The organism is Rhodococcus sp. p52 (assembly GCF_000763325.2).
GTDB classification, from domain to species: Bacteria; Actinomycetota; Actinomycetes; order Mycobacteriales; family Mycobacteriaceae; genus Rhodococcus; species Rhodococcus pyridinivorans.
Genome location: NZ_CP016819.1, coordinates 4402160 through 4423669, shown reverse-complemented (window position 1 = coordinate 4423669; position 21510 = coordinate 4402160). Strand labels below are relative to the sequence as shown.

Annotated in this window: 21 protein-coding genes, 2 tRNA genes and 1 pseudogene; 14 read left to right on the top strand and 10 right to left on the bottom strand. The window is 68.7% G+C overall.

Going from position 1 to position 21510, the window contains the following annotated elements:
* The first annotated feature begins 37 nt into the window (after window positions 1-37).
* Both IM25_RS20440 and era read left to right on the top strand, forming a co-directional pair.
* A complete protein-coding gene (locus tag IM25_RS20440; RefSeq protein ID WP_033097765.1) occupies window positions 38-1354 on the top strand; it encodes a hemolysin family protein in 1317 nt (438 codons plus the stop codon).
* A complete protein-coding gene (era, locus tag IM25_RS20435; RefSeq protein ID WP_024101353.1) occupies window positions 1351-2268 on the top strand; it encodes a GTPase Era in 918 nt (305 codons plus the stop codon). The genes IM25_RS20440 and era overlap by 4 nt, the downstream gene beginning before the upstream one ends.
* 114 nt (window positions 2269-2382) lie before the next feature.
* On the opposite strand, the gene IM25_RS27050 is transcribed toward era, so the two are convergent.
* The 3 genes from IM25_RS27050 to IM25_RS20420 all read right to left on the bottom strand — a co-directional run bounded on the left by IM25_RS27050 (window position 2383) and on the right by IM25_RS20420 (window position 5348).
* A complete protein-coding gene (locus tag IM25_RS27050; RefSeq protein ID WP_052040098.1) occupies window positions 2383-3141 on the bottom strand; it encodes a hypothetical protein in 759 nt (252 codons plus the stop codon).
* Between the two features lie 231 nt (window positions 3142-3372).
* Complete coding sequence (locus tag IM25_RS20425) at window positions 3373-3948, bottom strand: TetR/AcrR family transcriptional regulator (protein WP_033097766.1); 576 nt, start codon at window positions 3946-3948, stop codon at window positions 3373-3375.
* Entirely contained in the window at window positions 3939-5348 is a 1410-nt protein-coding gene (locus IM25_RS20420) for an amidase (protein WP_065996319.1), read from the bottom strand. The genes IM25_RS20425 and IM25_RS20420 overlap by 10 nt, the downstream gene beginning before the upstream one ends.
* A 103-nt stretch (window positions 5349-5451) precedes the next feature.
* Here IM25_RS20420 and recO point away from each other — a divergent pair, with 103 nt between their 5' ends.
* The 4 genes from recO to IM25_RS20400 are packed head-to-tail and all read left to right on the top strand — an operon-like array spanning window position 5452 to window position 8021.
* Window positions 5452-6282, top strand: coding sequence for a DNA repair protein RecO (gene recO, locus IM25_RS20415; protein ID WP_072740431.1), 831 nt, complete (start codon window positions 5452-5454; stop codon window positions 6280-6282).
* Window positions 6239-7045, top strand: coding sequence for an isoprenyl transferase (locus IM25_RS20410; RefSeq protein ID WP_050993415.1), 807 nt, complete (start codon window positions 6239-6241; stop codon window positions 7043-7045). Before recO ends, IM25_RS20410 begins: the two co-directional genes overlap by 44 nt.
* Window positions 7042-7467 (top strand): hypothetical protein, encoded by a 426-nt coding sequence (locus IM25_RS20405; RefSeq protein ID WP_033097767.1) that lies wholly within the window; start codon window positions 7042-7044, stop codon window positions 7465-7467. The genes IM25_RS20410 and IM25_RS20405 overlap by 4 nt, the downstream gene beginning before the upstream one ends.
* A complete protein-coding gene (locus IM25_RS20400; protein ID WP_033097768.1) occupies window positions 7464-8021 on the top strand; it encodes a T3SS (YopN, CesT) and YbjN peptide-binding chaperone 1 in 558 nt (185 codons plus the stop codon). Before IM25_RS20405 ends, IM25_RS20400 begins: the two co-directional genes overlap by 4 nt.
* A gap of 18 nt (window positions 8022-8039) precedes the next feature.
* On the opposite strand, the gene IM25_RS20395 is transcribed toward IM25_RS20400, so the two are convergent.
* Window positions 8040-8456 (bottom strand): Fur family transcriptional regulator, encoded by a 417-nt coding sequence (locus IM25_RS20395; RefSeq protein ID WP_006554468.1) that lies wholly within the window; start codon window positions 8454-8456, stop codon window positions 8040-8042.
* On the bottom strand, window positions 8453-8836 hold the full coding sequence (locus IM25_RS20390; RefSeq protein WP_006554467.1) for an ArsR/SmtB family transcription factor: 384 nt from the start codon (window positions 8834-8836) through the stop codon (window positions 8453-8455). Before IM25_RS20390 ends, IM25_RS20395 begins: the two co-directional genes overlap by 4 nt.
* Window positions 8837-9012: 176 nt before the next feature.
* Here IM25_RS20390 and IM25_RS20385 point away from each other — a divergent pair, with 176 nt between their 5' ends.
* Window positions 9013-10404: a glycine--tRNA ligase gene (locus tag IM25_RS20385; RefSeq protein WP_006554466.1), complete on the top strand. Its 1392-nt coding sequence runs from the start codon at window positions 9013-9015 to the stop codon at window positions 10402-10404.
* An 81-nt stretch (window positions 10405-10485) separates the two neighbouring features.
* Here IM25_RS20385 and IM25_RS20380 read toward each other — a convergent pair whose 3' ends face one another.
* From IM25_RS20380 to IM25_RS20370, 3 genes and pseudogenes are all read right to left on the bottom strand, one after another.
* Window positions 10486-10740, bottom strand: coding sequence for a DUF6670 family protein (locus tag IM25_RS20380; RefSeq protein ID WP_152640943.1), 255 nt, complete (start codon window positions 10738-10740; stop codon window positions 10486-10488).
* Window positions 10659-11141, bottom strand: a pseudogene (locus tag IM25_RS20375) (DUF6670 family protein); the annotation flags it as partial. The gene IM25_RS20380 and the pseudogene IM25_RS20375, both read right to left, overlap by 82 nt.
* Before the next feature lie 15 nt (window positions 11142-11156).
* Window positions 11157-13193, bottom strand: a complete 2037-nt coding sequence (locus tag IM25_RS20370) for a TPM domain-containing protein (protein ID WP_065996313.1) — start codon at window positions 13191-13193, stop codon at window positions 11157-11159.
* Window positions 13194-13279: 86 nt separating this feature from the next.
* On the opposite strand from IM25_RS20370, the gene IM25_RS20365 reads away from it, so the two are divergent.
* From IM25_RS20365 to dnaG, 3 genes are all read left to right on the top strand, one after another.
* A complete protein-coding gene (locus IM25_RS20365; RefSeq protein WP_006554464.1) occupies window positions 13280-13972 on the top strand; it encodes a YdcF family protein in 693 nt (230 codons plus the stop codon).
* 38 nt (window positions 13973-14010) lie between these two features.
* Window positions 14011-15282 (top strand): deoxyguanosinetriphosphate triphosphohydrolase, encoded by a 1272-nt coding sequence (locus IM25_RS20360; RefSeq protein WP_033097770.1) that lies wholly within the window; start codon window positions 14011-14013, stop codon window positions 15280-15282.
* A 143-nt stretch (window positions 15283-15425) separates the two neighbouring features.
* Entirely contained in the window at window positions 15426-17321 is a 1896-nt protein-coding gene (dnaG, locus tag IM25_RS20355; RefSeq protein WP_033097771.1) for a DNA primase, read from the top strand.
* A 4-nt stretch (window positions 17322-17325) separates the two neighbouring features.
* Here dnaG and IM25_RS20350 read toward each other — a convergent pair whose 3' ends face one another.
* Entirely contained in the window at window positions 17326-17571 is a 246-nt protein-coding gene (locus IM25_RS20350) for a hypothetical protein (protein ID WP_024101344.1), read from the bottom strand.
* Window positions 17572-17719: 148 nt separating this feature from the next.
* Between IM25_RS20350 and IM25_RS20345 the strand changes: the two genes are divergently transcribed.
* The 3 genes from IM25_RS20345 to IM25_RS20335 all read left to right on the top strand — a co-directional run bounded on the left by IM25_RS20345 (window position 17720) and on the right by IM25_RS20335 (window position 18560).
* A tRNA-Asn gene (locus tag IM25_RS20345) sits at window positions 17720-17792 on the top strand.
* A 190-nt stretch (window positions 17793-17982) separates the two neighbouring features.
* Window positions 17983-18056 (top strand) — tRNA-Ile (locus tag IM25_RS20340).
* 123 nt (window positions 18057-18179) lie between these two features.
* Window positions 18180-18560 carry a hypothetical protein gene (locus IM25_RS20335; protein ID WP_082920941.1) on the top strand — a complete coding sequence of 127 codons (381 nt, stop codon included), beginning with the start codon at window positions 18180-18182 and terminating at the stop codon, window positions 18558-18560.
* Here the strand turns inward: IM25_RS20335 and IM25_RS20330 are convergent.
* Entirely contained in the window at window positions 18557-19003 is a 447-nt protein-coding gene (locus tag IM25_RS20330) for a hypothetical protein (protein ID WP_033097773.1), read from the bottom strand. The genes IM25_RS20335 and IM25_RS20330 overlap by 4 nt on opposite strands.
* Window positions 19004-19440: 437 nt before the next feature.
* On the opposite strand from IM25_RS20330, the gene nhaA reads away from it, so the two are divergent.
* The gene (gene nhaA, locus IM25_RS20325; RefSeq protein ID WP_033097806.1) at window positions 19441-21294 is read left to right on the top strand and encodes a Na+/H+ antiporter NhaA; all 1854 of its coding nucleotides are present in this window, start codon (window positions 19441-19443) and stop codon (window positions 21292-21294) included.
* Window positions 21295-21510: the final 216 nt, after the last annotated feature.

Sequence of the window (21510 nt, the reverse complement as noted above, 5' to 3'; positions counted from 1 at the left end):
GTGATCGGACGGCACCGATCGAGGGAGTGACGATCGCGTGAGTACCGTGCCCCTCGTCGTCCTGGCGGTCGTCCTGGTGGTGCTCGGCGGCCTGTTCGCCGCTGTCGATTCCGCGCTCAACACCGTATCCGCGGCGCGCGCCGAGGAACTCGCGAAGGAGGGCCGCCCCAGTGCGCGCCGCCTGCTCGGTCTGCTCGACGATCGGCCCCGCTACGTCAATCTGACGGTGCTGCTGCGCATCCTCTGCGAGATCACCGCCACCGTCGTGCTCGTCGGTGCGTTGCTCGCCGTGCTCGACCGCACATGGGCGCTCGTCGTGGGCGCTACGGTGATGGTGATCGTCGACTACGTCGTGATCGGGGTCAGCCCGCGCACGCTCGGACGCCAGCACGCGTACCCGATCGCGCTCGCCGCCACCGGACCGCTGCGGGTACTCGGTGTCCTGCTCGGTCCGATCAGCCGAATCCTCATCAGCGTAGGCAATGCGGTCACACCCGGTCGCGGTTTCAGGAACGGCCCGTTCTCCAACGAGATCGAGCTGCGCGAACTGGTCGATCTCGCTCAGGAGAGCGGGGTCGTGGCCGACGAGGAACGCCGGATGATCCAGTCGGTGTTCGACTTCGGCGACACCACCGCTCGCGAGATCATGGTTCCACGCCCCGAGATGGTGTGGATCGAGGAGACCAAGACGGCCGGTCAGGCCACCTCGCTCGCCGTCCGCAGCGGGCACTCGCGGATCCCGGTGATCGGTGAGAACGTCGACGACATCCGCGGTGTCGTCTACCTCAAGGATCTCGTCCAGCAGACCTACTACCACCGCGACGGCGGACGCAGCGTCTCCGTCGCCGACGTCATGCGACCGGCGGTCTTCGTGCCGGATTCGAAGCGCCTCGACGATCTGCTCGCCGACATGCAGCGCGACCGCAACCACATGGCGATCCTCGTCGACGAATACGGCGGCATCGCCGGTCTCGTGACGATCGAGGACGTCATCGAGGAGATCGTCGGCGAGATCGCCGACGAGTACGACACCGGGGAGATCCCCGACGTCGAGGAACTCGGCGACGACACCTACCGCGTTTCCGCGCGACTTCCCGTCGAGGACCTCGGCGAACTGTTCGACATCGACATCGAGGACGACGAGGTCGACACCGTCGGCGGACTCCTCGGCTACGAACTCGGCCGAGTTCCTCTGCCGGGTGCGGAGGTACGGACCCACGGCCTGCTGCTCCGCGGCGAGGGCGGACCGGACGTCCGCGGGCGGGTGCGTGTGAGCACCGTCTTCGTGCAGCGCGTCAGCCCCGAAGAAGAACCCACCGATACCGATACGGCCACCACCGAGGAGCATGCATGACCGACACCGACTTCCGTTCCGGCTTCATCTGTTTCGTCGGCCGGCCCAACACCGGGAAGTCGACGCTCACGAATGCGCTCGTCGGCAGCAAGATCGCGATCACCTCGTCGCGCCCGCAGACCACCCGCCACACCATCCGCGGCATCGTCCACCGCGACAACGCCCAGCTCATCCTCGTGGACACCCCGGGACTGCACCGCCCGCGCACCCTGCTCGGCCAGCGGCTCAACGACCTGGTGCAGGACACCTACTCCGAGGTCGACGCGATCGGCATGTGCTTCCCCGCCGACGAGAAGATCGGCCCCGGCGACCGCTGGATCCTCGAGCAGGTGCGCCACATGGCGCCGAAGACCCCGGTCATCGGCATTGTCACGAAGATCGACAAGGTGGGCAAACAGCAGGTCGCCGCGCAGTTGCTCGCCGTGTCGAAGCTCCTCGGCGAGAACTGCGAGGTCGTGCCGGTCTCCGCGGCCTCGGGTGAGCAGGTCGAGGTCCTCGTCGACGTCCTCGTCTCGCACATGGAACCCGGACCGGCCTTCTATCCCGACGGCGAGCTCACCGACGAGCCGGAAGAGACCCTCATGGCCGAGCTCATCCGCGAGGCCGCCCTCGAAGGTCTCGGCGACGAGCTGCCCCACTCGCTCGCCGTCGTGATCGAGGAGATCACCGAACGCGAGGGTCGCACCGAGAAGCAGGGCGAGATGCTCGACGTGCACGCCCTGCTCTACGTCGAACGGCCGAGCCAGAAGGGCATCGTCATCGGCAAGGGGGGCGCGCGGCTGCGCGAAGTGGGCACCGCCGCACGCACCCAGATCGAGAAGCTCCTCGGCGTGAAGATCTACCTCGACCTGCACGTGAAGGTCGCGAAGGACTGGCAGCGAGACCCCAAACAGCTGGGCCGTCTGGGATTCTGACGCCGAGCCCTACGGGGTGGACGCGGTGATCGGCCGGGCGACCCACATCGACGCGAGGTAGGTCGGTGCCGACGAACGCGCTGAAGCGGTCGATCAGTTCCGCCGGCCGCGGTGTCATGGCGACGGCGGCGGAGACGTCGAAGCGGCGACAGCGGCGACGAGCAATCCGCTCACCACCGGGATCGCGAGTCGTCGCACGAGATCTCCGACCGGGACGCGGCAGAAGCCCGCGGCCACGATCAGCGACGACCAGATGACGCGGGTGCCGCCGCCGGTCCAGGTCGCGGCGTTCTGCGCAAGGGCGGCAAGCGTTGCGGTGTCCGTTCCGGCCTGCGGGGCGAGCGCAGCGGCGATACCACCGGTAAGCGGCAGACCGGCCCAGCCGGAGCCGTCCAGACCGATGAGCATGCCGATCAGGATCATGCTGAACGCGGCGAAGAGACCGTTGTCGGGAATGCGGGTCTGGATGCTCTCGACGGCGTCGAACAGGAAGGCCGGCCCGGTGCCGTCCTCGAGTCCCAGGATCGAACCGGAGTAGTCGGGGATGCCGGGGTACACGAATCCGGCCACCGGCAGGATGATTCCCATGGCCTTGAACGCGTGGACCAAGCCGTCGACGAAATGGGTGGCGCAATGTTCGAGGGCCACGCCCTGTCCGGAAATCGCGAGGGCGATCAAGGCCGAGCGGCGGCAGCCCGGCCTTGATCGCCGCCGGGAGCAGCCCGGCCTTGATCGCCGCCGGGAGCAGCACGGCACCGATGATCGCGAGAGCAGGTGTGGGCAGAAGAACAACGACAGCAGATAGGTGACGACGAACAGCACGACGTAGGCGATACGGCCGTTGATCATCCAGCGCCCGAAGGGACGCACCATGAGTTCGTCGGCGCCGATGGTGCAGCATCGCCGCGAGCATCGATGGGCGGCACCGCCGTCGTCGGCCGGAACATGTCGATCTCGAAGAGTCGGACAGGACTCGGCAATCGGCCGACGAACCACTCGCGACGCGAAAGAACTGTGCACACGGCATGATTCGTGACGGTGGTGTTTCGTCGCGGACGCGGATGTGAACGCGTCGTCACGCCGGGGCCGGTGACCGAAGGGAACTCAGCGACGCGTGGCCGCCGCGCCGTGCAGCAGCAGCAGAACGGCCTCCGACAGATCCGGCTCCGTACCTGTCGACAGGCGGCGCAGTTGCAACCCGGTGATGGTCGCGACGACCGTCGGGGCGATCGTCTCCGGATCCGGCACTCCCAGCGCGGAAAGGACGGAGGCAGTCAACGCGTCGTAGGCACGCCAGCAGCGTTCGGCGACCCGCCGCAGTTCCTCGTCGCGCCCCGCCTGCACATAGAGCTCGAAGGGGGCAATGCGTTCGGCCGTGAAGGTCAGGTCGTGGGCGACGCGTTCGGTGAGTTCGGCGGCCTCCGTCAGCGACAGGGCCCGGGATCGATACTGCTCGGCGAGTTCTCGCAGCCGCTCGGTCTCCTCGTCGACGAAGAACTCGAGCGCGGCGCGCAGCAGGTCGGCCTGGGTGGGGAAATGGTAGGTGATCGAACCGAGCGACACTTCGGCGCGCGCCGCGATGCGCCGGTTCGTCACCCCGGCGACCCCGTCGGTGCCGACGAGGTACAGGGTGGCGTGGACGATCCGCGAGCGGGCGTCGTCGCGCGTGGTCACCACCATCGCTCCGGGGTGTGTTCGTGCCAGCGCAGCACCGATTCGAGTTGGGAGGCGAGGGACACCAGCAGCGGTTCGGAGTTCGCCGGGCCGAGCAGCTGGGCACCCACCGGCAGTCGCTCCTCGGTGAAACCCGCGGGGACGTTGATCGCGGGCCAGCCCAGCACGTTCCACGGCCACGCGTAGGGGCATGCGCCGGTGATGACCTTGTCGGTCGCCCAGCCGCCGATGCCGTCGATCGCCGTCACCGGCAGCGGCGGTGTGGCAGTGGTGGGGGCGAGTACGACGTCGAACCGGTCGAAGATGCGGCCGACCCGACGGTGCAGTCGCGGTTCGACCGCGCGCGCCGCCCGCAACGGATAACCGTGCAGGAACCGGCCGGTGCGGGCGTTGGCGCGGGTGCGCACGTCGGCGAGGGACGGGTCGGGCAGGCGGTACAACCAATCCTCGATACCGGCCATGGATCGAGGGAGGAAGGTGAGACCGAACGTCATTCCGTAGTCGGGATCGGCGAGCGTCACCTCGTGGCCGAGATCGCGCAGTACCGCGGCGAGTGCGGCGATGCGGGTGCGGACGCGGGCGTCGAGGCTGGTGGGTGTCGCGGTGAACGGGATCTTCAGCGACAGAGCGATGTTCAGTCTGCCGGGATCTCGTCCCACGGCGTCGGAGACGGTCAGCGGCGCGCACGCGTGCCGGTCGCCGGGGTGGTTCCCGGACACGACGTCGAGGAGCAGGGCCGCGTCGGCGACCGTGCGGGCGAGTGGGCCGTGCGTGGTGAGTCCGTTGAAGGATTCGGCGTCGGGCCACATGGAGATCCGGCCGCGTTGGGGCTTGATGCCGACGAGATTGGACCACGAGGCGGGGATGCGGACCGATCCGGCGCCGTCGGATCCCAGGGCGGCCGGCACGAGTCCCGCCGCGACGGCCGCGGCGCTGCCACCCGACGAGCCGCCGGGGGTGTGGTCGCGCGACCACGCGCTGCGGGTGTGCCCGAAGGCGTCGCCGCCGGTGAGCGGCCACTGGCCGAGTTCGGGGGAGTGGGTCTTGCCGACGATCCCCGCGCCGGCGGCCCGCAGGCGACGCACCACCTCGGCGTCGGTGTCCTTCGGGGCGAAGGTGCCGGCGCAGCCGAACATCGTCGTCTCGCCGACGATGTCGGTGTCGTCCTTGATCGCGATGGGGACACCCAGCAGGGGGAGGCGTTCGCCGTTCGCGCGGCGCCGGTCGGCCTCGCGGGCCTCGTCGAGTGCGGTGGTGCGGCGCACGACGCGGAAGGCGTTCAGGTGCGGTTGCGATTCGTCGATCCGGTCGAGGCTCGCACGGACGAGGTCCGTGGAGGTGGTCTCGCCGCGGTCGAGTGCCTCGACGGTCGCCTTCAGGTCGCGCAGGTCGGTTCGAGCGTCCATTCGTTCCCCCGTTCGTTCGAACGAACAATAACGCGTTCCCGTTCTGGGTGTCGAGTCCCTTCGTGGACCGTCCCGTGTCACCGCGACATGACAGACTCGGGGAGTGAGGCTTTATCGGGACAACGCGGTGGTGCTGCGCCAGCACAAGCTGGGCGAGGCCGACCGCATCGTCACCCTGCTGACGCGTCGGCACGGTCTCGTGCGGGCCGTCGCGAAGGGCGTGCGCCGGACACGCTCCAAGTTCGGCGCACGGCTCGAACCGTTCGCCCACATCGACGTCCAGCTCCACCCGGGCCGCAGTCTCGACGTCATCACCCAGGTGCAGACCCTCGACGCCTTCGCGGTGGGTATCGTCGACGACTACCCCCGCTACACCACCGCGTGCGCGATCCTCGAGACCGCCGAACGCCTCGCCGGTGAGGAACGCGCGCCCGTGCCGCGCCTGCACGCACTCACCGTCGGCGCCCTCCGCGCGGTGTGCGACCGCACCCGGCCACCCGAACTCGTACTCGACGCCTATCTGCTGCGGGCCATGGCCTACGCGGGATGGGCGCCGGCGATCACCCACTGCGCGCGCTGCGACCGTCCCGGCCCGCACACCGCCTTCCACGTCGCCGCCGGTGGTGCGGTGTGCGTGCACTGCCGTCCGCCGGGGGCGGCCACCCCGGCCCCGGGTGTGTTGGCGCTGCTCGACGCGCTCAACCACGGACGCTGGGCCGACACCGAGGCCGCCGACACGGCGGTGCGTCGCCAGGCCAGCGGGCTCGTCGCCGCGCACCTGCAGTGGCATCTCGAACGGCAACTGCGTTCGCTGCCCCTCGTCGAGCGCGGTCGCACCGAACCTGCGACGGGGAACCGGGTTGATGACGTCGCCCGGGGTGTCCGGCAGGATGGGGACCGTGATTCGACGACGTACCACGCCCCCATCGCCTGAGCGGGTGATCCGGCCGCCCGACCCGCATCCGTCGGGCGCGCGACCTCCCGTGCTGCAACCCGAGCTGATCCCCCAGCACGTGGCGCTCGTGATGGACGGCAACGGTCGCTGGGCGCAGGAGCGCGGTCTGCCGCGCACCGCCGGCCACGAACGCGGCGAGGCCGTGCTGATGGACACGGTGTGCGGATGTATCGAGATGGGCGTCGAGTGGCTCTCGGCCTACGCCTTCTCCACCGAGAACTGGAAGCGCAGCCCCGACGAGGTCCGCTTCCTCATGGGCTTCAACCGCGACGTGATCCGCCGCCGCCGCGACGAGATGCACGAGATGGGGGTGCGCGTCCGGTGGGCCGGTCGCCGTCCCCGCCTGTGGCGCAGCGTGATCAAGGAACTCGAGATCGCCGAGGAACTGACGAAGGACAACGACGTCATGACTCTCACGATGTGCGTCAACTACGGCGGTCGCGCCGAGATCGCCGACGCCGCACGGGAGATCGCCCGCCGGGTCGCGGCAGGGGAACTCGATCCCGAACGGATCACGGAGTCGACGATCGCGCGGTATCTCGACGAGCCCGACATGCCCGACGTCGACCTGTTCCTGCGGCCCTCGGGCGAGCAGCGCACCTCGAACTTCCTGCTGTGGCAGTCGGCCTACGCCGAACTCGTCTTCCAGGACACGATGTTCCCCGATTTCGACCGGCGCGATCTGTGGGCGGCGTGCGTCGAATACGCCTCCCGCGACCGGCGGTTCGGTGGTGTGAAGTGACCTCGCTGCGCGAGCGGATCGCGGGCGCGCTGACGCCCTTCGTCGAGGTCCGCACCCCGTCGTCCGCCGCCGACGGCGACGGCTCGTTCGGATTCGACTACGGCGCCGTGCCCTTCGCGCTGCAGGTCGTCACGCTCACCGAAGGACTCGACGTGGTCTCCGTCACCGGAGTGCTCGCGTGGGATCTTCCGCTCGACGACGCCGTGCGCGGTCGGGTCGCGGCCGCCGCCGACGCCCTGCAGTTCGGCTCGGTCCACCTCATCGAACGCGAGACCGACGCCGACGTCGTGCTGCGGTACTCGTTCCCCGCGACCGGGCTCGACGACACGGCGCTGACCACCATGCTGTTGCTCGTGCTCGACGGTGCCGCCGACGCGCGTGGCGCCGTGGCCGGCACCCCCGATCCCAAGGAGAATTCGTGACCACCACCGACATCGACGCCGAGACCACCACCGAGGAGGTCGTCGCCGCCGACGGGACGCACGCCGTCGCGATCCCCACCGAGGACGACGACATGCTGCGCGCCGCTGTGGTGGAGACGCTGTCCGAGATTCTCGAGGAAGCGCCCGAGCCCGACGAGGACGGCGAGATCCCGATCTGGATCGACGACGTGCTCACCTACGCGACGGTCGACGCCGAGGGCGGCTTCGTGCTGCTCACCACCTACCTGGTCGAGGGCATCACGGGCCGCACCCGCGCCGCCGAGGTCCTCGGCGACCTGCAGGTCGAGTTCCCCGAAGTCAAGTTCGTCCTCGACAAGGACCGAGTCACCGTCGAACTGCGGGTCGCGGCGTCGCCGCTCGTCCCGATCCATCTCGTGCGGGCCGTCGCGTCGCTCGTGCCGGTCGTCGAGCAGGCACGCGCATTGGCGCAGCGTCTCGGCGGAGAAGCGTCGGTCTTCGACGGTGAGGCCGAGGACGGCGAGGAGAACCTGCTCGCCGACGGCTGCGGCTGTGATGACTGCGATTGCGGCTGACGGCCGCGGGCCGTCGGTTCAGCCCTGAGCGAGGGCGCACTCGCGGCAGTTGCCGAAGATCTCCACGGTGTGGCTGACGTCGACGAAGCCGTTCGACTCGGCCACCTCGTGCGACCAGCGTTCGACCTCCGGGCCGTCCACCTCGACCGTGAAGCCGCAGTGGCGGCACACGAGATGGTGGTGGTGCCCGGAGGAACACCGCCGGAACAACGACTCGCCGCTGTCGGTGCGCAGCACGTCGACGCTGCCGACCTCGGCGAGCGACTGCAGGGTGCGGTAGACGGTCGTCAGGCCGATGCCCTCGCCGCGCTTGCGCAGCTCGTCGTGCAGGTCCTGGGCGGACCGGAACTCCTCGGTGTTGTCGAGCAGGTCGACGATGGCGCTGCGTTGACGGGTCGAGCGGACCCCCACGAGAGGTTTGCGGGCGGAGGTCACTGCGATCGTCCTTCCTGGGCGTGAGCGACGGCGTCGACGACGATGCGGGCGAGATGGTCGTCGGCCAGGTGGTAAAGCACTTCGCGTCCCGAGCGTTCGCCGCGCACGACGCCCGCGGTCTTGAGCACGCGGAGATGCTGGCTGATGAGCGGCTGGGTGACGCCGAGGGCGCCGACGAGCTCGTGCACGCAGCGGGCCGACTCGCGCAGTTCGAGCACGATCGAGATGCGGACGGGTGCCGACAGTGCGCGCAGCAGCTCACCGGCCGCGATCAGGGCGCCGGGGGAGACATCGACCGGGGACGGCAGGGCGTCGCTGCCGATCGGGCCGCGGGCGCGCTCGCCCGTGCTGCACTCGCGTGGATCGGCGTCGATGCTCACGGGGCTCCTCGGGGCAGGGGCGGCCGCCGGTCGGCGGGCCTTATTGCAAATCGATTCCATTTTGATATGCACGGTTGTGCATGTCAACCGGCGCGAATTCGAGCTGCGAACGAGGAGCGATAGGCTTACAGATCGACGCATGCTGCGAAAACCCGCATCGAAGATGGAGAAACCGAGTGGCACCCAAATCCAAGATCGATACCGTCGCCAACCTCGCCAAGCGCCGGGGCCTGGTCTATCCCTGCGGTGAGATCTACGGCGGCACCAGGTCCGCGTGGGATTACGGGCCGCTCGGCGTGGAGCTCAAGGACAACATCAAGAAGCAGTGGTGGCGCAACATGGTCACCAGCCGCGAGGACGTCGTCGGCCTCGACTCGTCCGTGATCCTGCCGCGTCAGGTCTGGGTCGCCTCCGGCCACGTCGGTGTCTTCAACGACCCGCTCGTCGAGTGCCTGAGCTGTCACAAGCGTCACCGGCAGGATCACCTGCAGGAGGCCTACGCCGAGAAGAACAAGCTCGACGACCCCGACGCCGTGCCGATGACCGAGATCGTCTGCCCGGACTGCGGCACCAAGGGCCAGTGGACCGAGCCCCGCGACTTCAACATGATGCTCAAGACCTTCCTCGGCCCGATCGAGAGCGAGGAAGGCCTGCACTACCTGCGCCCCGAGACGGCGCAGGGCATCTTCGTGAACTTCGCGAACGTGCTCACCACCTCGCGCAAGAAGCCGCCCTTCGGCATCGGCCAGATCGGCAAGAGCTTCCGCAACGAGATCACGCCCGGCAACTTCATCTTCCGCACCCGCGAGTTCGAGCAGATGGAGATGGAGTTCTTCGTCAAGCCCGGCGAAGACGAGCAGTGGCACCAGTACTGGATCGACTACCGGATGAACTGGTACACCGATCTGGGCATCAACAAGGACAACCTGCGCCTCTACGAGCACCCGCTCGAGAAGCTGTCGCACTACTCGAAGCGCACCGTCGACATCGAGTACCGCTTCCACTTCCAGGGCAGCGAATGGGGTGAGCTCGAGGGCGTCGCGAACCGCACCGACTTCGACCTGTCGACGCACTCGAAGCACTCCGGCACCGACCTGAGCTTCTTCGATCAGGCCACCAATGAGCGCTACACGCCCTACGTGATCGAGCCGGCGGCCGGCCTGACCCGTTCGCTCATGGCCTTCCTCGTCGACGCCTACACCGAGGACGAGGCACCCAACGCCAAGGGTGGCGTCGACAAGCGCACCGTGCTGCGCCTCGACCGTCGTCTCGCGCCGGTCAAGGCCGCCGTGCTGCCGCTCAGCCGCAACGCCGACCTGAGCCCGAAGGCCAAGGACCTCGCCGCGAAGCTGCGCCAGAACTGGAACATCGAGTTCGACGACGCCGGCGCCATCGGCCGCCGCTACCGTCGCCAGGACGAGATCGGCACCCCGTTCTGCATCACAGTCGACTTCGACACCCTCGAGGACCAGGCCGTCACGATCCGTGAGCGCGACACCATGGCGCAGGAGCGTGTGAGCCTCGACCAGGTCGAGGGCTACCTCGCGCAGCGCCTGATCGGCTGCTGACCGATCCGATCGACGCAGATGCCCTCCGGTCCCGACGGACCGGAGGGCATCTGTCGCTTCGTAGCCGGGTGCTCGTAGCGGTCACCTCGTCGAGCGCCGATCGATGTACTCGAAATATCTGCGGCCGGAGATCTCCTCACCCCGCCAGATCGCCGACCATGCGAAACCGGTGACGAATCCGGTGCTCAGCCCGTAGGTGAAGGGGGTGTCCATGATCCCTTCGAAATCCAGCCAGGGACGACCGCGGGTGTCCTTCACCAGGAACCGGGTCCGGCGCGGCACCTGCATCGGGATGCCGTAGGGAGTCGGCTCGGACTGGTCGCGCAGTTCAACCATCTCGAAATCCACGTCCCGGCAGCGGGTTCCGCACCGCTGCGGGTACGCAGGATCGCCGTCGTCATGAACGGTCGGTCACCGATCGCGTAGCGGCTCAACAGGATCTGCGTGTCGGCGTCGAGATCGACGATCTGGTAGACGAAATGGTCGAGCGGAGCCTTCGCCGCGGGCGGCAGAGGAGTGGACCGCATCAGATACGGGCTCGGTATCGCCCCGTACTCGAACGAGCACAGACCGTCGGCCGTGACGCTGCGACCCTGGTGGGTGAAGGTGCCCTCGTATTCGGTGAGCAACCCGAAGTGCTTGTAGAGCGGGCTGCGGAAGAACCATGAGACCGTGTCCGTGTCGGTCGGTGTCAGCGCGACGTCGACCGTTCCGAGGCGTCCCATGAGTTCGTAGTGGGGGTAGCGTCCGGTCTAGAAGCGTCCTCCACTCGATCCGCCGAAGCCGCCGCCCCCGAAACCGCCCCCACCGAAACCGCCACCGAAGCCACCGCCGCGGCCGCTGTTGAGCACGCTGTTGATGAGGATGCCGCCGAGCACGGCACCGGCGACGTTGCCGCCCGACGAACCACCGCGGGGCGGACGGTGCTGGTTGTTCCAGCGCTGCACGTCGTTCTGGGCGCTGCGCAGTGCCTGCGCGGCCAGCGACGCGGCGGACCGCGCGTACTGGATGGCGGCCGCCGGATCGGACTCGGCTGCCTGCTGCGCGGCCTGCAGGTGCCGCTGCGCCTCCGACAGGCGGGTGCGTGCCTGGGCGCCCACGACGCCGCGGCGGGTCCCGATGAAGTCGGCCGCGGCGGTGACCTGCGCTTGCGCTGCGCTCAGATCCTGTTCGAGGCGGCGCCGCATCTCCTCGGCTTGCTGCTTCGCCTGCCGCGTCCGGGCACGCAACTCGTCGAGACGCGCATCGGCCTCGACGACCCGCGTGAAACTGCCCAGCGGGTCGGTGTGCTGCTCGGCCCGGGCGTGGTCGAGGGCTTCCTGCACGGCCTTCAGGGCGTCGACGAGTTCCGGGCCGCCCGCGTCGAGGAGTTGCTTCGCGTCGGCGACACCCTGTTCGGCGTCCTCCACCGCGGCGGGAAGCGTCGCGATCGCGCGCCGGATGTCCTCCGCCGCATGGTCGAGCGCGTCGAGCAGCGTCGCGGCATGCCCCAGTGCGCGTTCGGCCTCGCGGATCGCGCGCACGGCGTCGCCCTGCTCACCGACCGGTCGCGCCACCGCCGTGCGGCCCTGGTCGATCGCGTTCTCGGCGAACGAGATCTCCTCCCGCGCCAGCGAGACGTTGTCGACCACCGGAGTCAGGGCGCCCGCCGGGAACTCCGAGTGCAGCTGCCCCAGAATCCGCTCGGCCTGGGGGATGCGGGCCTGCAGCGCGATCGCGCGCTGCGTGAGGCCGTCCAGACGGGCCGGGGCATCGAGCAGCAGGTTGCGCATCTTGTCGAACGCCTCGACCTGCGCATCGAGTTCGCGGTTCGCCTGCCCGCACGAGGAGACGAGTTGCACGAGCATGTCGCGCTGCTGTTCGGGCGTCTCGGGGATGTCGTCGTCGAGGCGCTGACGGATCTCGAAGGCGTTCGCCAACGCGACCTGTGCCTGCCGGTGTGCGCGGTCGAAAGGAGCCACCGCGGAGTCCCCGAACTCACCCCGGGCGAGCTCGAGCGCTTCGGCGCTGGACCGCACCGCGTTGTCGGTGTCCACCAGGAGGGTCTGTGCATACTGGTCTAGACCCTCGACCGGCAGACCGCGCAGAGCGGTCGTGTCGGCCGGATCGACCTGCGCGGCCTGCGCGGCACCGGCGTCGGCGCGCTTCCTCTTCGACCGCCGGTTGTAGGCGTAGAGCCCGGCACCACCGGCCGCGATGACACCGCCGCCGACGAGCAGCGTCGTCACCGGAGCAGCCGACGGCGTAAGGGCGTTGCTCAACCCGTCGGCCGCGCCCACGGCGGCGCCCGCCCAATCGCTGTTGCGCAGGGCCGGCACGACGCCGGACGAGCTGATCCGGTCGCGCTCGCTCTCGGAGATCTCCGAACCCGTCGGTGTCCACAGCGCGAACTCGCGGTCGTCGGTCGCCACCGCCAGCAGCGCGGTGTCGGGACCGAAATTGCTTGCCTGCGCGGTGGCCTGCGCCCAACTGTTGTAGTCGCGTCCGTCGAAGCTCGACACGTAGGTCACCCACAACTGCAGGCCGTGCTCGTCGTAGAGGGTGTTCGTCGCTTCCTGGATGCGTGCGACGTCGGCGTCGTCGAGCACGCCCGCGGTGTCGGTGATCGGCTGGGGGAGCCGCGAGGGTGGCTCCGCGGAGGCCGCCGCGGGAAGGAGCAGCCACGCGGTCACTGCCAGCAGGGCGGGGACGAATGCGAGCGCGGACCGTGCAGGTCGCCGGAGCGGTGCTGCAGGTCGCCGGAGCGGTGCTGCAGGTCGCCGGAGCGGTGCGGCCGATACGTGTGCCATGGAATCGAATCTAGTGGTTCCGAGGTGAGGACGGGGTCGGCGCGTCGTCCGGTCGACGCGTTCTCGTTCGCTGGCAGAATCAGGGGGTGAGCACCGCATCCCGCCGCACCGGCACCACCGCGACGTACACCGGGGACGACCTCGGGGTCGGCGCGCGCATCGCGCGCTGGCTCCGGCGACTGATCATCGGGGTGCTGCTCGCCGCCGTCCTCGTCGTCGGCGGCACGGCGCTGCGGGTGTGGCAGGTCGCGCGGATCGACGACCGCACCCCCGCCGACGCCATCGTCGTGCTCGGGGCCGCGCAGTATTCGGGCACACCGTCGTCGGTTTTCGAGGCCCGCCTCGAGCAGGCCCTCAAGCTCTACGAAGCGGGAGTGTCGCCGCGGATCGTCACCGTCGGCGGCAAGCAGGAGGGCGACCTGTTCACCGAGGCCGCGGCGGGCAAGAACTATCTCGTCTCGCGCGGGGTGCCCGCCGAGTCGATCGTCGCCGTCGAAGAGGGCTCGGACACACTGCTCAGCGTCGAGGCCGTCAGCCGCGAGATGTCGGAGCTGGGCCTGTCGTCGGTCGTGCTCGTCAGCGACCCGTGGCATTCGTTGCGTACCCGGACCATGGCGCGCGACGCCGGTCTCGACGCCTGGACCGCTCCCACCCGCCAGGGTCCGGCGGTGTTCACCCGCGAGTCGCAGCTGCACGGCATCGCCCGCGAGACCGGCGCGTTGATCTGGTACCAGATCACCCACTTCTCCGCCGATTTCCCGTACACGGCGCAGCAGTGAGGCGGAACGTAGGGTCTTCGGTGACGGAAGGCAGTGTGATGCAGGGCTACAGCGAACACGATCTCGAACGGCGCGTCGCCGAGCCGCGCAAGACCTCGGCGCTCGCCGGGTCCGAGGGAGCGGCATCCGAGCGGACCGCCTTCGCACGCGACCGTGCGCGCGTGCAGCACTGCGCGGCCCTGCGCCGCCTGGCCGACAAGACACAGGTCGTCGGCCCCCGCGACGGCGACACCCCGCGCACCCGTCTGACACACTCGATGGAGGTCGCACAGATCGGCCGCAGCATCGCCGAAGGACTCGGCGCCGACCCCGATCTCGTCGACCTCGCCGGCCTCGCCCACGACATCGGGCACCCGCCCTACGGGCACAACGGCGAGCGGGCGCTCGACGCGGTCGCGGAGTCCTGCGGCGGATTCGAGGGCAACGCGCAGAACCTGCGCATCCTCACCTGCCTCGAACCGAAGATCCTCTATCCGGACGGCTCGAGCGCCGGTCTCAACCTCACCCGGGCCTCCCTCGACGCGACGCTCAAGTACCCGTGGACGCGTCCGCGCCCGGGCGCGAAGTTCGGCTCGTACGACGACGACGCCGAGGTCCTCCATTGGATCCGCGAAGGTGCACCCGAGCGCCGCAAGTGCCTCGAGGCGCAGATCATGGACTGGTCCGACGACGTCGCGTACTCGGTGCACGACCTCGAGGACGGCGTGATCGACGGTCGCATCGACCTGCGGATGCTCGACGAACCCGACGATGTCGCCGGGCTCATCGAGGTGGGTATGCGCGAGTTCTCGGGTCTCGACCCGGCCGAGCTGACCGAGGCGGCCAAGCGGTTGTCCTCCATGCCGGTGGTCCGCGCCGTCGGCACCTTCGACGGCACCCTCGCCTGCTCGGTCGCGCTCAAGAAGCTGACCAGCGAGCTGGTGGGCCGCTTCGCCAACGCAGCGATCCTCGGGACCCGGGAGGCGACGGAAGGCCGACGCGTCACCCGGTACGACGCCGACCTCGTGGTCCCGCCGATCGTGGTCTCGGAGGTCGCGTTGCTCAAGACGATGGCGCTGCAGTTCGTCATGTCCGACCGCGCCCACCGCACCCGCCAGGAATCGCAACGCGAACGCATCCACCGCGTCGCCGAGTGGCTACTGCGCACCGCGCCGGTCGGTCTCGACCCGTTCTTCGTCGCCGCCTGGAAGGCCGCGCCCGACGATGCTGCGAAGGTACGGGTCGTGGTCGATCAGATCGCGTCGTGCACCGAATCGCGCCTCGAACGGATCGACCGGGACAGCCTCGCCGCGCAGGCGAGCTGGGGCTGACACCGACGTTTGCGCCCTTCGCGGACACAAGCACGAGTCCGGCGCCGTGCATCTGTCCGGAGGGACGCGCTTACGCGCTCGCGGGTGTGGGTTGCGTCGGACCGTCGTGCCGGGCAGTCTGCCCGGCGGCTTAGACTCGTCTCGTGGCCGGCCGTATTTCAGACAGAGACATCGCGGCCATTCGCGACCGCGTGCGCATCGAGGACATCGTCGGCGAGTACGTCGCACTCAAGCGCGGAGGCGCCGACTCGCTCAAGGGCCTGTGTCCCTTCCACGACGAGAAGTCCCCGTCTTTCCACGTGCGGCCCAATCACGGGCACTACCACTGCTTCGGCTGCGGTGAGGGCGGCGACGTCTACTCGTTCCTGCAGAAGATCGAACACGTCAGCTTCGTCGAGGCCGTCGAGCAGCTCGCCGAGCGTGTCGGCTACACGCTGAACTACGAAGGCGGCGGTCCGTCCGTCCAACGCGACCGGGGCACGCGTGCCCGGCTGGTCGCGGCGAACGCGGCCGCCCAACAGTTCTACGCCGAGCAACTGCGCGCGCCCGACGCCCAGGCCGCCCGCGACTACCTGACCGAACGCAACTTCGACCAGGCAGCCGCCGAGACGTTCGGCTGCGGCTACGCACCCGCCGGCTGGGACGCGCTCACCAAGCACCTCCTCGGCCGGGGATTCGAATTCTCGGAACTCGAGGCCGCAGGACTGTCCCGGCAGGGTCGCCGCGGTCCGATCGACCGCTTCCACCGTCGACTGCTGTGGCCCATCCGCAATCTCGCGGGCGACGTCATCGGCTTCGGTGCCCGCCGTCTGTACGACGACGACCAGATCACCGCCAAGTACATGAACACACCGGAAACGGTGCTGTACAAGAAGTCTCAGGTGCTGTTCGGGCTCGACCTCGCCAAGCGCGAGATCGCCAAGTCGCACCAGGCCGTGATCGTCGAGGGCTACACCGACGTCATGGCCATGCACCTGGCCGGCGTGAAGACCGCGGTCGCCGCGTGCGGCACGGCCTTCGGTGACGAACATCTCGCGCTGCTGCGTCGCCTGCTCATGGACGACAGCTTCTTCCGCGGGGAGGTCATCTACACCTTCGATGGCGACGACGCCGGTCGTGCGGCGGCGATGAAGGCGTTCGAGGGCGATCAGAAGACCGCCGCGAAGACCTACGTCGCGATCGCCCCCAAGGGCATGGACCCGTGCGAGTTGCGGCAGCAGTCGGGCGACGGTGCGGTGCGCGACCTCGTGGCCCGCCGCACCCCGATGTTCGAGTTCGTCGTGAAATCGATTCTCGCCGAACACAATCTCGACACCGTCGAAGGTCGCGTCGAGGCCCTGCGCCGATGTGTCCCCGTCGTGGGCCGGATCAAGGACCGCACGATCCGCGACAACTACGCGGTGCAACTCGCGCACTGGACGGGATGGGACGACATCCCCACCGTGCGTCGGCGTGTGCAGGAGGAGGCACGGCGAGGAGTTCGTGCACCGGAAGCCAGGGCGCGGCCCGCGACGGCCACGGCGGAGCCCGTGTCGGCCCTGCGCCGCCCTCGGCCGAATGATCCGACGCTGTGGCCGCAGCGCGACGCGCTGAAGGCCGCGCTGCAGTATCCGGGTATCGCCGGGACCGTCTTCGACTCCCTGCCGCCGGAGACCTTCACCGACCCTGCTTACGCGGCCGTGCGGCAGGCCGTCGCCGACGCCGGCGGAACCGCAGCGGGCCTCGGGGGAGCCGAGTGGGTCGACGCCGTCGGCAGGGCAGCGACCGATCCCGTCGCGCACTCGCTCGTGATGGAACTCGCCGTCGAACCCGTCCCCGCCGAAGAGGACCGGCTGCCGCGCTACATCGGTGGCGTGCTGGCCCGGCTGCAGGAGGTCTGGGTCGGCGAGCAGGTGGCCGAACTGAAGTCCAAACTGCAGCGGATTTCCCCGGCCACCGAGTCCGAGGAGTTCCACGCCCTGCTCGGCGACCTCATGGCGCTCGAACAGTACCGGCGGAGCCTGCTCGACCAGGCCATCGGTGACGGCCTGGCCGGCTGACCGTCTACTTCTTCAACTGGTCCCGCGGGATCATGATCGTGGTCGTCTCGTCGATGGGCTTCATCGGCTCGAGCTTGGGCTGAGGACTGAGCGAGTCGGCGAGCTTCTGCCGGCCCACCTCGATCGCCTTCTTCGTGACGGGGCTCGCGGCCACCGCCTTGGCCGTCTTGCTGATCTGTTCGTACCTCGCGCGACCCGCTCGGGTGCCGAGTACGTATCCCGCAGCGACCCCGACCAGCAAACCCATCAATGTGTTGTCCTTCCACCTGTGACTGCGTCGTCCCCATCCTGCCCGATGACCCCGCAGCATGCCCACAAGCAGGCGATTTGGTGCTGCGGCGGGTGGGACGCTATGGGTTTTCACGCACCGGGGGAAACCGCGGAGCACCGCAGGACAATCCCCTGTAGCTCAATTGGCAGAGCATTCGACTGTTAATCGAACGGTTGCTGGTTCGAGTCCAGCCGGGGGAGCGCCTACAGAATCCTCCCACCCGTCACGGGTGGGAGGATTCTGTGTATCCGGGGGTGCCTATGCGGCAGAACATCCACCGATGTGATCTCTGCTACTTCGTACCCGGTAGAGTGTTGCCCGCTGTGTCCGGGTAGCATTCGATCGCGCCGTGCGAGCAGTGCGGCACTGTGCGACGCATGTCGTCGCGACGGGGCGGTAGCTCAGTCGGTTAGAGCCGCGGACTCATAATCCGCTGGTCGCGGGTTCGAGCCCCGCCCGCCCCACATCCTTCGCTCATGGCCGCGAGATGTTCCTGCTTGTCGGAACGGTAGCGGTTCGACCCCATGAGCACCCTTCGAGAAGTCGGTGAGCGCGAGGCGTGGCGTTGCTGGTTGTGCGACGAGCCCGTGGACCCCGACATGTCGGTCAACGACCCGCGCGGTCCCAGCATCGACAGTATCAACACCGCCAAGAAGGGTGGCAAGGGAAAGGGCGGAGTCGAGCGACTCGCGTACCGCGCCTGCAACACCAAGAAGGGTGCCGTCAAACCCGTCGTGCCGTGGTCCGACCGGCTCTTCGTCGTCGACCCGGCGCCCATCATCGGCGTCGTCGAGCAGCTCACCCGCAAGGGTGGTCGCGTCGCCGTTGCCCGGTGTCCCGAGAAGTCGGACGCGGAGGACGCCTCCGAATGGCTCCTCGACCGCTTGTCGCGACTCGAGCCGGGAGTGCGGTTCGATACCAGGATCGAGCAGGCCGGCGGCGGCTACCTCCTCGTGCTGACGACCTAACCGGGAGCCAACACCAGTCCGGAATGATCCGATGACTCGGCGGAGACCTCGACCTCGGTGAGCACCGTTCCGTCGTCCCCCCGCAGCGTGTAGCGACCCGGCATGAGACCGGTGAACAGGAACCAACCGTCGTTCGTCGTGACGATGGTGCGGTCGATGTACTGCTCGCACACGTCCAGGCCGGTCAGTCGAATCGTGGTGGACGGATGGAAGACGCCTCCGATCCGCCCGTTCGCCACCGCTCCGATCGCAGCCGGTGGATCCGGGTGGTCGCCGAGCTCGCCCGGACGCCAGACAGGCGCACCGTCCGGCGGTGCGCACACCGAGACCGAGGAGTGCGACGACCGGGCATGCGCGACCGTCGGGTCGGCCCGGACCACAGAGTCGGGCTGGTGCGTCGTCGCCGCGACGAGCACCCCTGCTCCCAGTGCGGTGATCAACATCCATCGGGCTCTTCGGATCGTCCCCGTGTGCAGCAACGGATCCACCTCCTCTCCGTAAGAGAACTTAGGAAAGTTGTTCTCACCGAGGGTTATTCGGAACCGATGCTTCGGTGGATCGTGACGATACCCGGGGCGGACGCGCAGGGCTATCCTCCGTCGAGGCGACAGGTAGCGGCGGAATGTAACGGTCGGGCTGTCGAAACGCCGAAATCGGTTGTTGGCACAACGATTCGGTCTAGTTTCGGATGAGGTCGGTAGTCGGAGGGGTGCATTCCGCCTCCTGTACGGCGGAACCGGTTGCATTGTTGTGTTCGGACAATGCAGGTTCGAACGGCCGATACCGGAAATAATCGCCCCGGGGGCCGGCGTTGTGCGATGTCGTCGGTGTACTCACCGGCACCGAGTTGCTCGGAGCGGATTGCGGAACGAGGGAGCACATGACGGTCGACGAGAACCCGACGACGCTCCGCCGGGCGTCCGACCTTCTGGCAGGGGTCCGCGACGGCACGGACGACGACACGCTCGCGGCAGGCGTCGTACTCGCGGCGACCCTGATCGCTCTGGTCTGGGCCAACCTGGGCGACTCGTACGAGACGTTCTGGCACACACCTCTCAGCATCAGCATCGGCGACTACGGCATCGATCTCGACCTCGAGCACTGGGTCAACGACGCCGTCATGACGCTGTTCTTCTTCGTCGTCGGCCTCGAGGTCAAACGCGAGCTCACCATGGGAGAGCTCACCGACCGGACGCGCGCCGCGGTCCCGCTCGTGGCGGCAATCGCGGGGCTCGCGCTACCTGCGGGACTGTTTCTGCTGCTCAACCCCAGCGGGGAGGCCGCAGGAGCGTGGGGTGTGGTCGTGTCCACCGACACCGCCTTCGTGCTCGGTGCGCTCGCGCTGGTCGGACCCCGCTGCCCGGCCCGCCTGCGCGTGTTCATCCTCACGCTGGCCGTGGCCGACGACATCGGCGCCCTCGCCATCATCGCCTTCGTCTACACCGACGATCTGCAGCCGGTCTACCTGATACCTGCCGCGATCGGACTGTTGCTGATCCTGCAATTCCGCCGGCTCGAGGTGTGGCGGGGCGTCGTCTACTTCGTCGTCGCGGCAGGGACGTGGGTGGCGTTCTACGAATCCGGTGTGCACCCGACCCTCGCCGGTGTCCTGATCGCGTTGATCCTTCCCGTCTATCCGCCGCGCCGCAGCGAGGTGGAGCGCGCCGGCGAACTCACGCGGGCGTTCCGCCAGTCGCCCAACTCCGACTACGCGCGCGCCGCGCAACTCGGGGTGCTCCGCGCCGTGTCCGTGAACGAGCGGCTGCTACGGCTTTACCAGCCGTACACGGCGTTCCTCGTCGTGCCGATCTTCGCCCTCGCCAACGCGGGTGTGGTGATCTCCGCCGAGACCGTCGGCACTGCGATCCGGTCGCCGATCACGTGGGGCGTCGTCCTCGGTCTCGTGGTGGGCAAACTCGTGGGCATCACCGCGGCCACTGCCGTCTTCTCGCGCCTGCGTCCGGGCAGCCTGCCGCCGGGACTCACCCTCTCGCACGTCGGTGGGGGTGCCGCGCTCGCCGGCATCGGGTTCACGATCTCACTGTTCATCGTGGATCTGGCGATCGAATCTCCCGAAGCGGCCAACGACGCCCGAATCGGCGTCCTTCTCGCGGCTGTTCTCGCCACGGCGCTGGGCTGGGCTTTGTTCCGGCTGTCCGACCGCCTGAATCCGCCGCAGGGATCTGCCGGGCTCGTGCTGCTGCGTCCGGTGGATCCGAACCGCGACCACATACGGGGACCGGTCGACGCTCCGCTCACACTCGTCGAGTACGGAGACTTCGAGTGCCCGTTCTGCAGCAAGGCCACCGGCAGCATCCGCGACGTGCGCGAGCACTTCGGCGACGACCTGCGGTACGTCTTCCGGCACCTTCCCCTCGATGAACACCACCCGCACGCCCGGTTCGCCGCCGAAGCGGCCGAGGCTGCGGCGGCGCAGGGACGATTCTGGGACATGCACGACCACCTGTTCGCCCACAGCGACGCTCTGTCCCGCGACGAGATCTACGAACACGCCCAGCAGTTGGGTCTCGATATGGACAGGTTCGACGAGGACCTTCGCCTGGGGCGGTATCGTCACCGTGTCGAGGACGACGATCTCGACGCCGAGACCAGCGACGTCTTCGGAACGCCCACCTTCTACCTCGGCGCCACCGGATCGGACCTCGCCCGGCACACCGGCCCGTTCGACGCGGCGACGTTGATCCGCAGGCTCGAAGAGGTGCGCGAGAGGTGATGCGATTCGGGTGGATCCGACCCCGGAAAGCGGGGGCGGATCCACCCAAGTCGTGACGGCTTCTACCGGATGGTGGGTCCGGCCTCCGCGGATCCGGTCGGTAACAGGCCGGCCAAGCTGGCGAGGAGCGTTTCCCAGCGGCATTCCGCGGAGATCGACGCGAAGCGGCACCCGGAGTAGTCCTCCGTGGGGAGCGTAGGTGTGCCGGGATCTGCG

Coding starts and splice junctions, on each gene's coding strand:
- IM25_RS20380 (WP_152640943.1), bottom strand. CDS start 10,740: ATGGTTGAACTGCGCGACCAGTCCGAGCCGACTCCCTACGGCATCCCG.
- IM25_RS20360 (WP_033097770.1), top strand. CDS start 14,011: ATGCAGGGCTACAGCGAACACGATCTCGAACGGCGCGTCGCCGAGCCG.
- IM25_RS20330 (WP_033097773.1), bottom strand. CDS start 19,003: ATGTTGATCACCGCACTGGGAGCAGGGGTGCTCGTCGCGGCGACGACG.
- IM25_RS20410 (WP_050993415.1), top strand. CDS start 6,239: ATGGGGACCGTGATTCGACGACGTACCACGCCCCCATCGCCTGAGCGG.
- IM25_RS27050 (WP_052040098.1), bottom strand. CDS start 3,141: ATGGTGCGTCCCTTCGGGCGCTGGATGATCAACGGCCGTATCGCCTAC.
- IM25_RS20370 (WP_065996313.1), bottom strand. CDS start 13,193: ATGGCACACGTATCGGCCGCACCGCTCCGGCGACCTGCAGCACCGCTC.
- IM25_RS20420 (WP_065996319.1), bottom strand. CDS start 5,348: ATGGACGCTCGAACCGACCTGCGCGACCTGAAGGCGACCGTCGAGGCA.
- nhaA (WP_033097806.1), top strand. CDS start 19,441: ATGACGGTCGACGAGAACCCGACGACGCTCCGCCGGGCGTCCGACCTT.
- IM25_RS20425 (WP_033097766.1), bottom strand. CDS start 3,948: ATGGTGGTGACCACGCGCGACGACGCCCGCTCGCGGATCGTCCACGCC.
- era (WP_024101353.1), top strand. CDS start 1,351: ATGACCGACACCGACTTCCGTTCCGGCTTCATCTGTTTCGTCGGCCGG.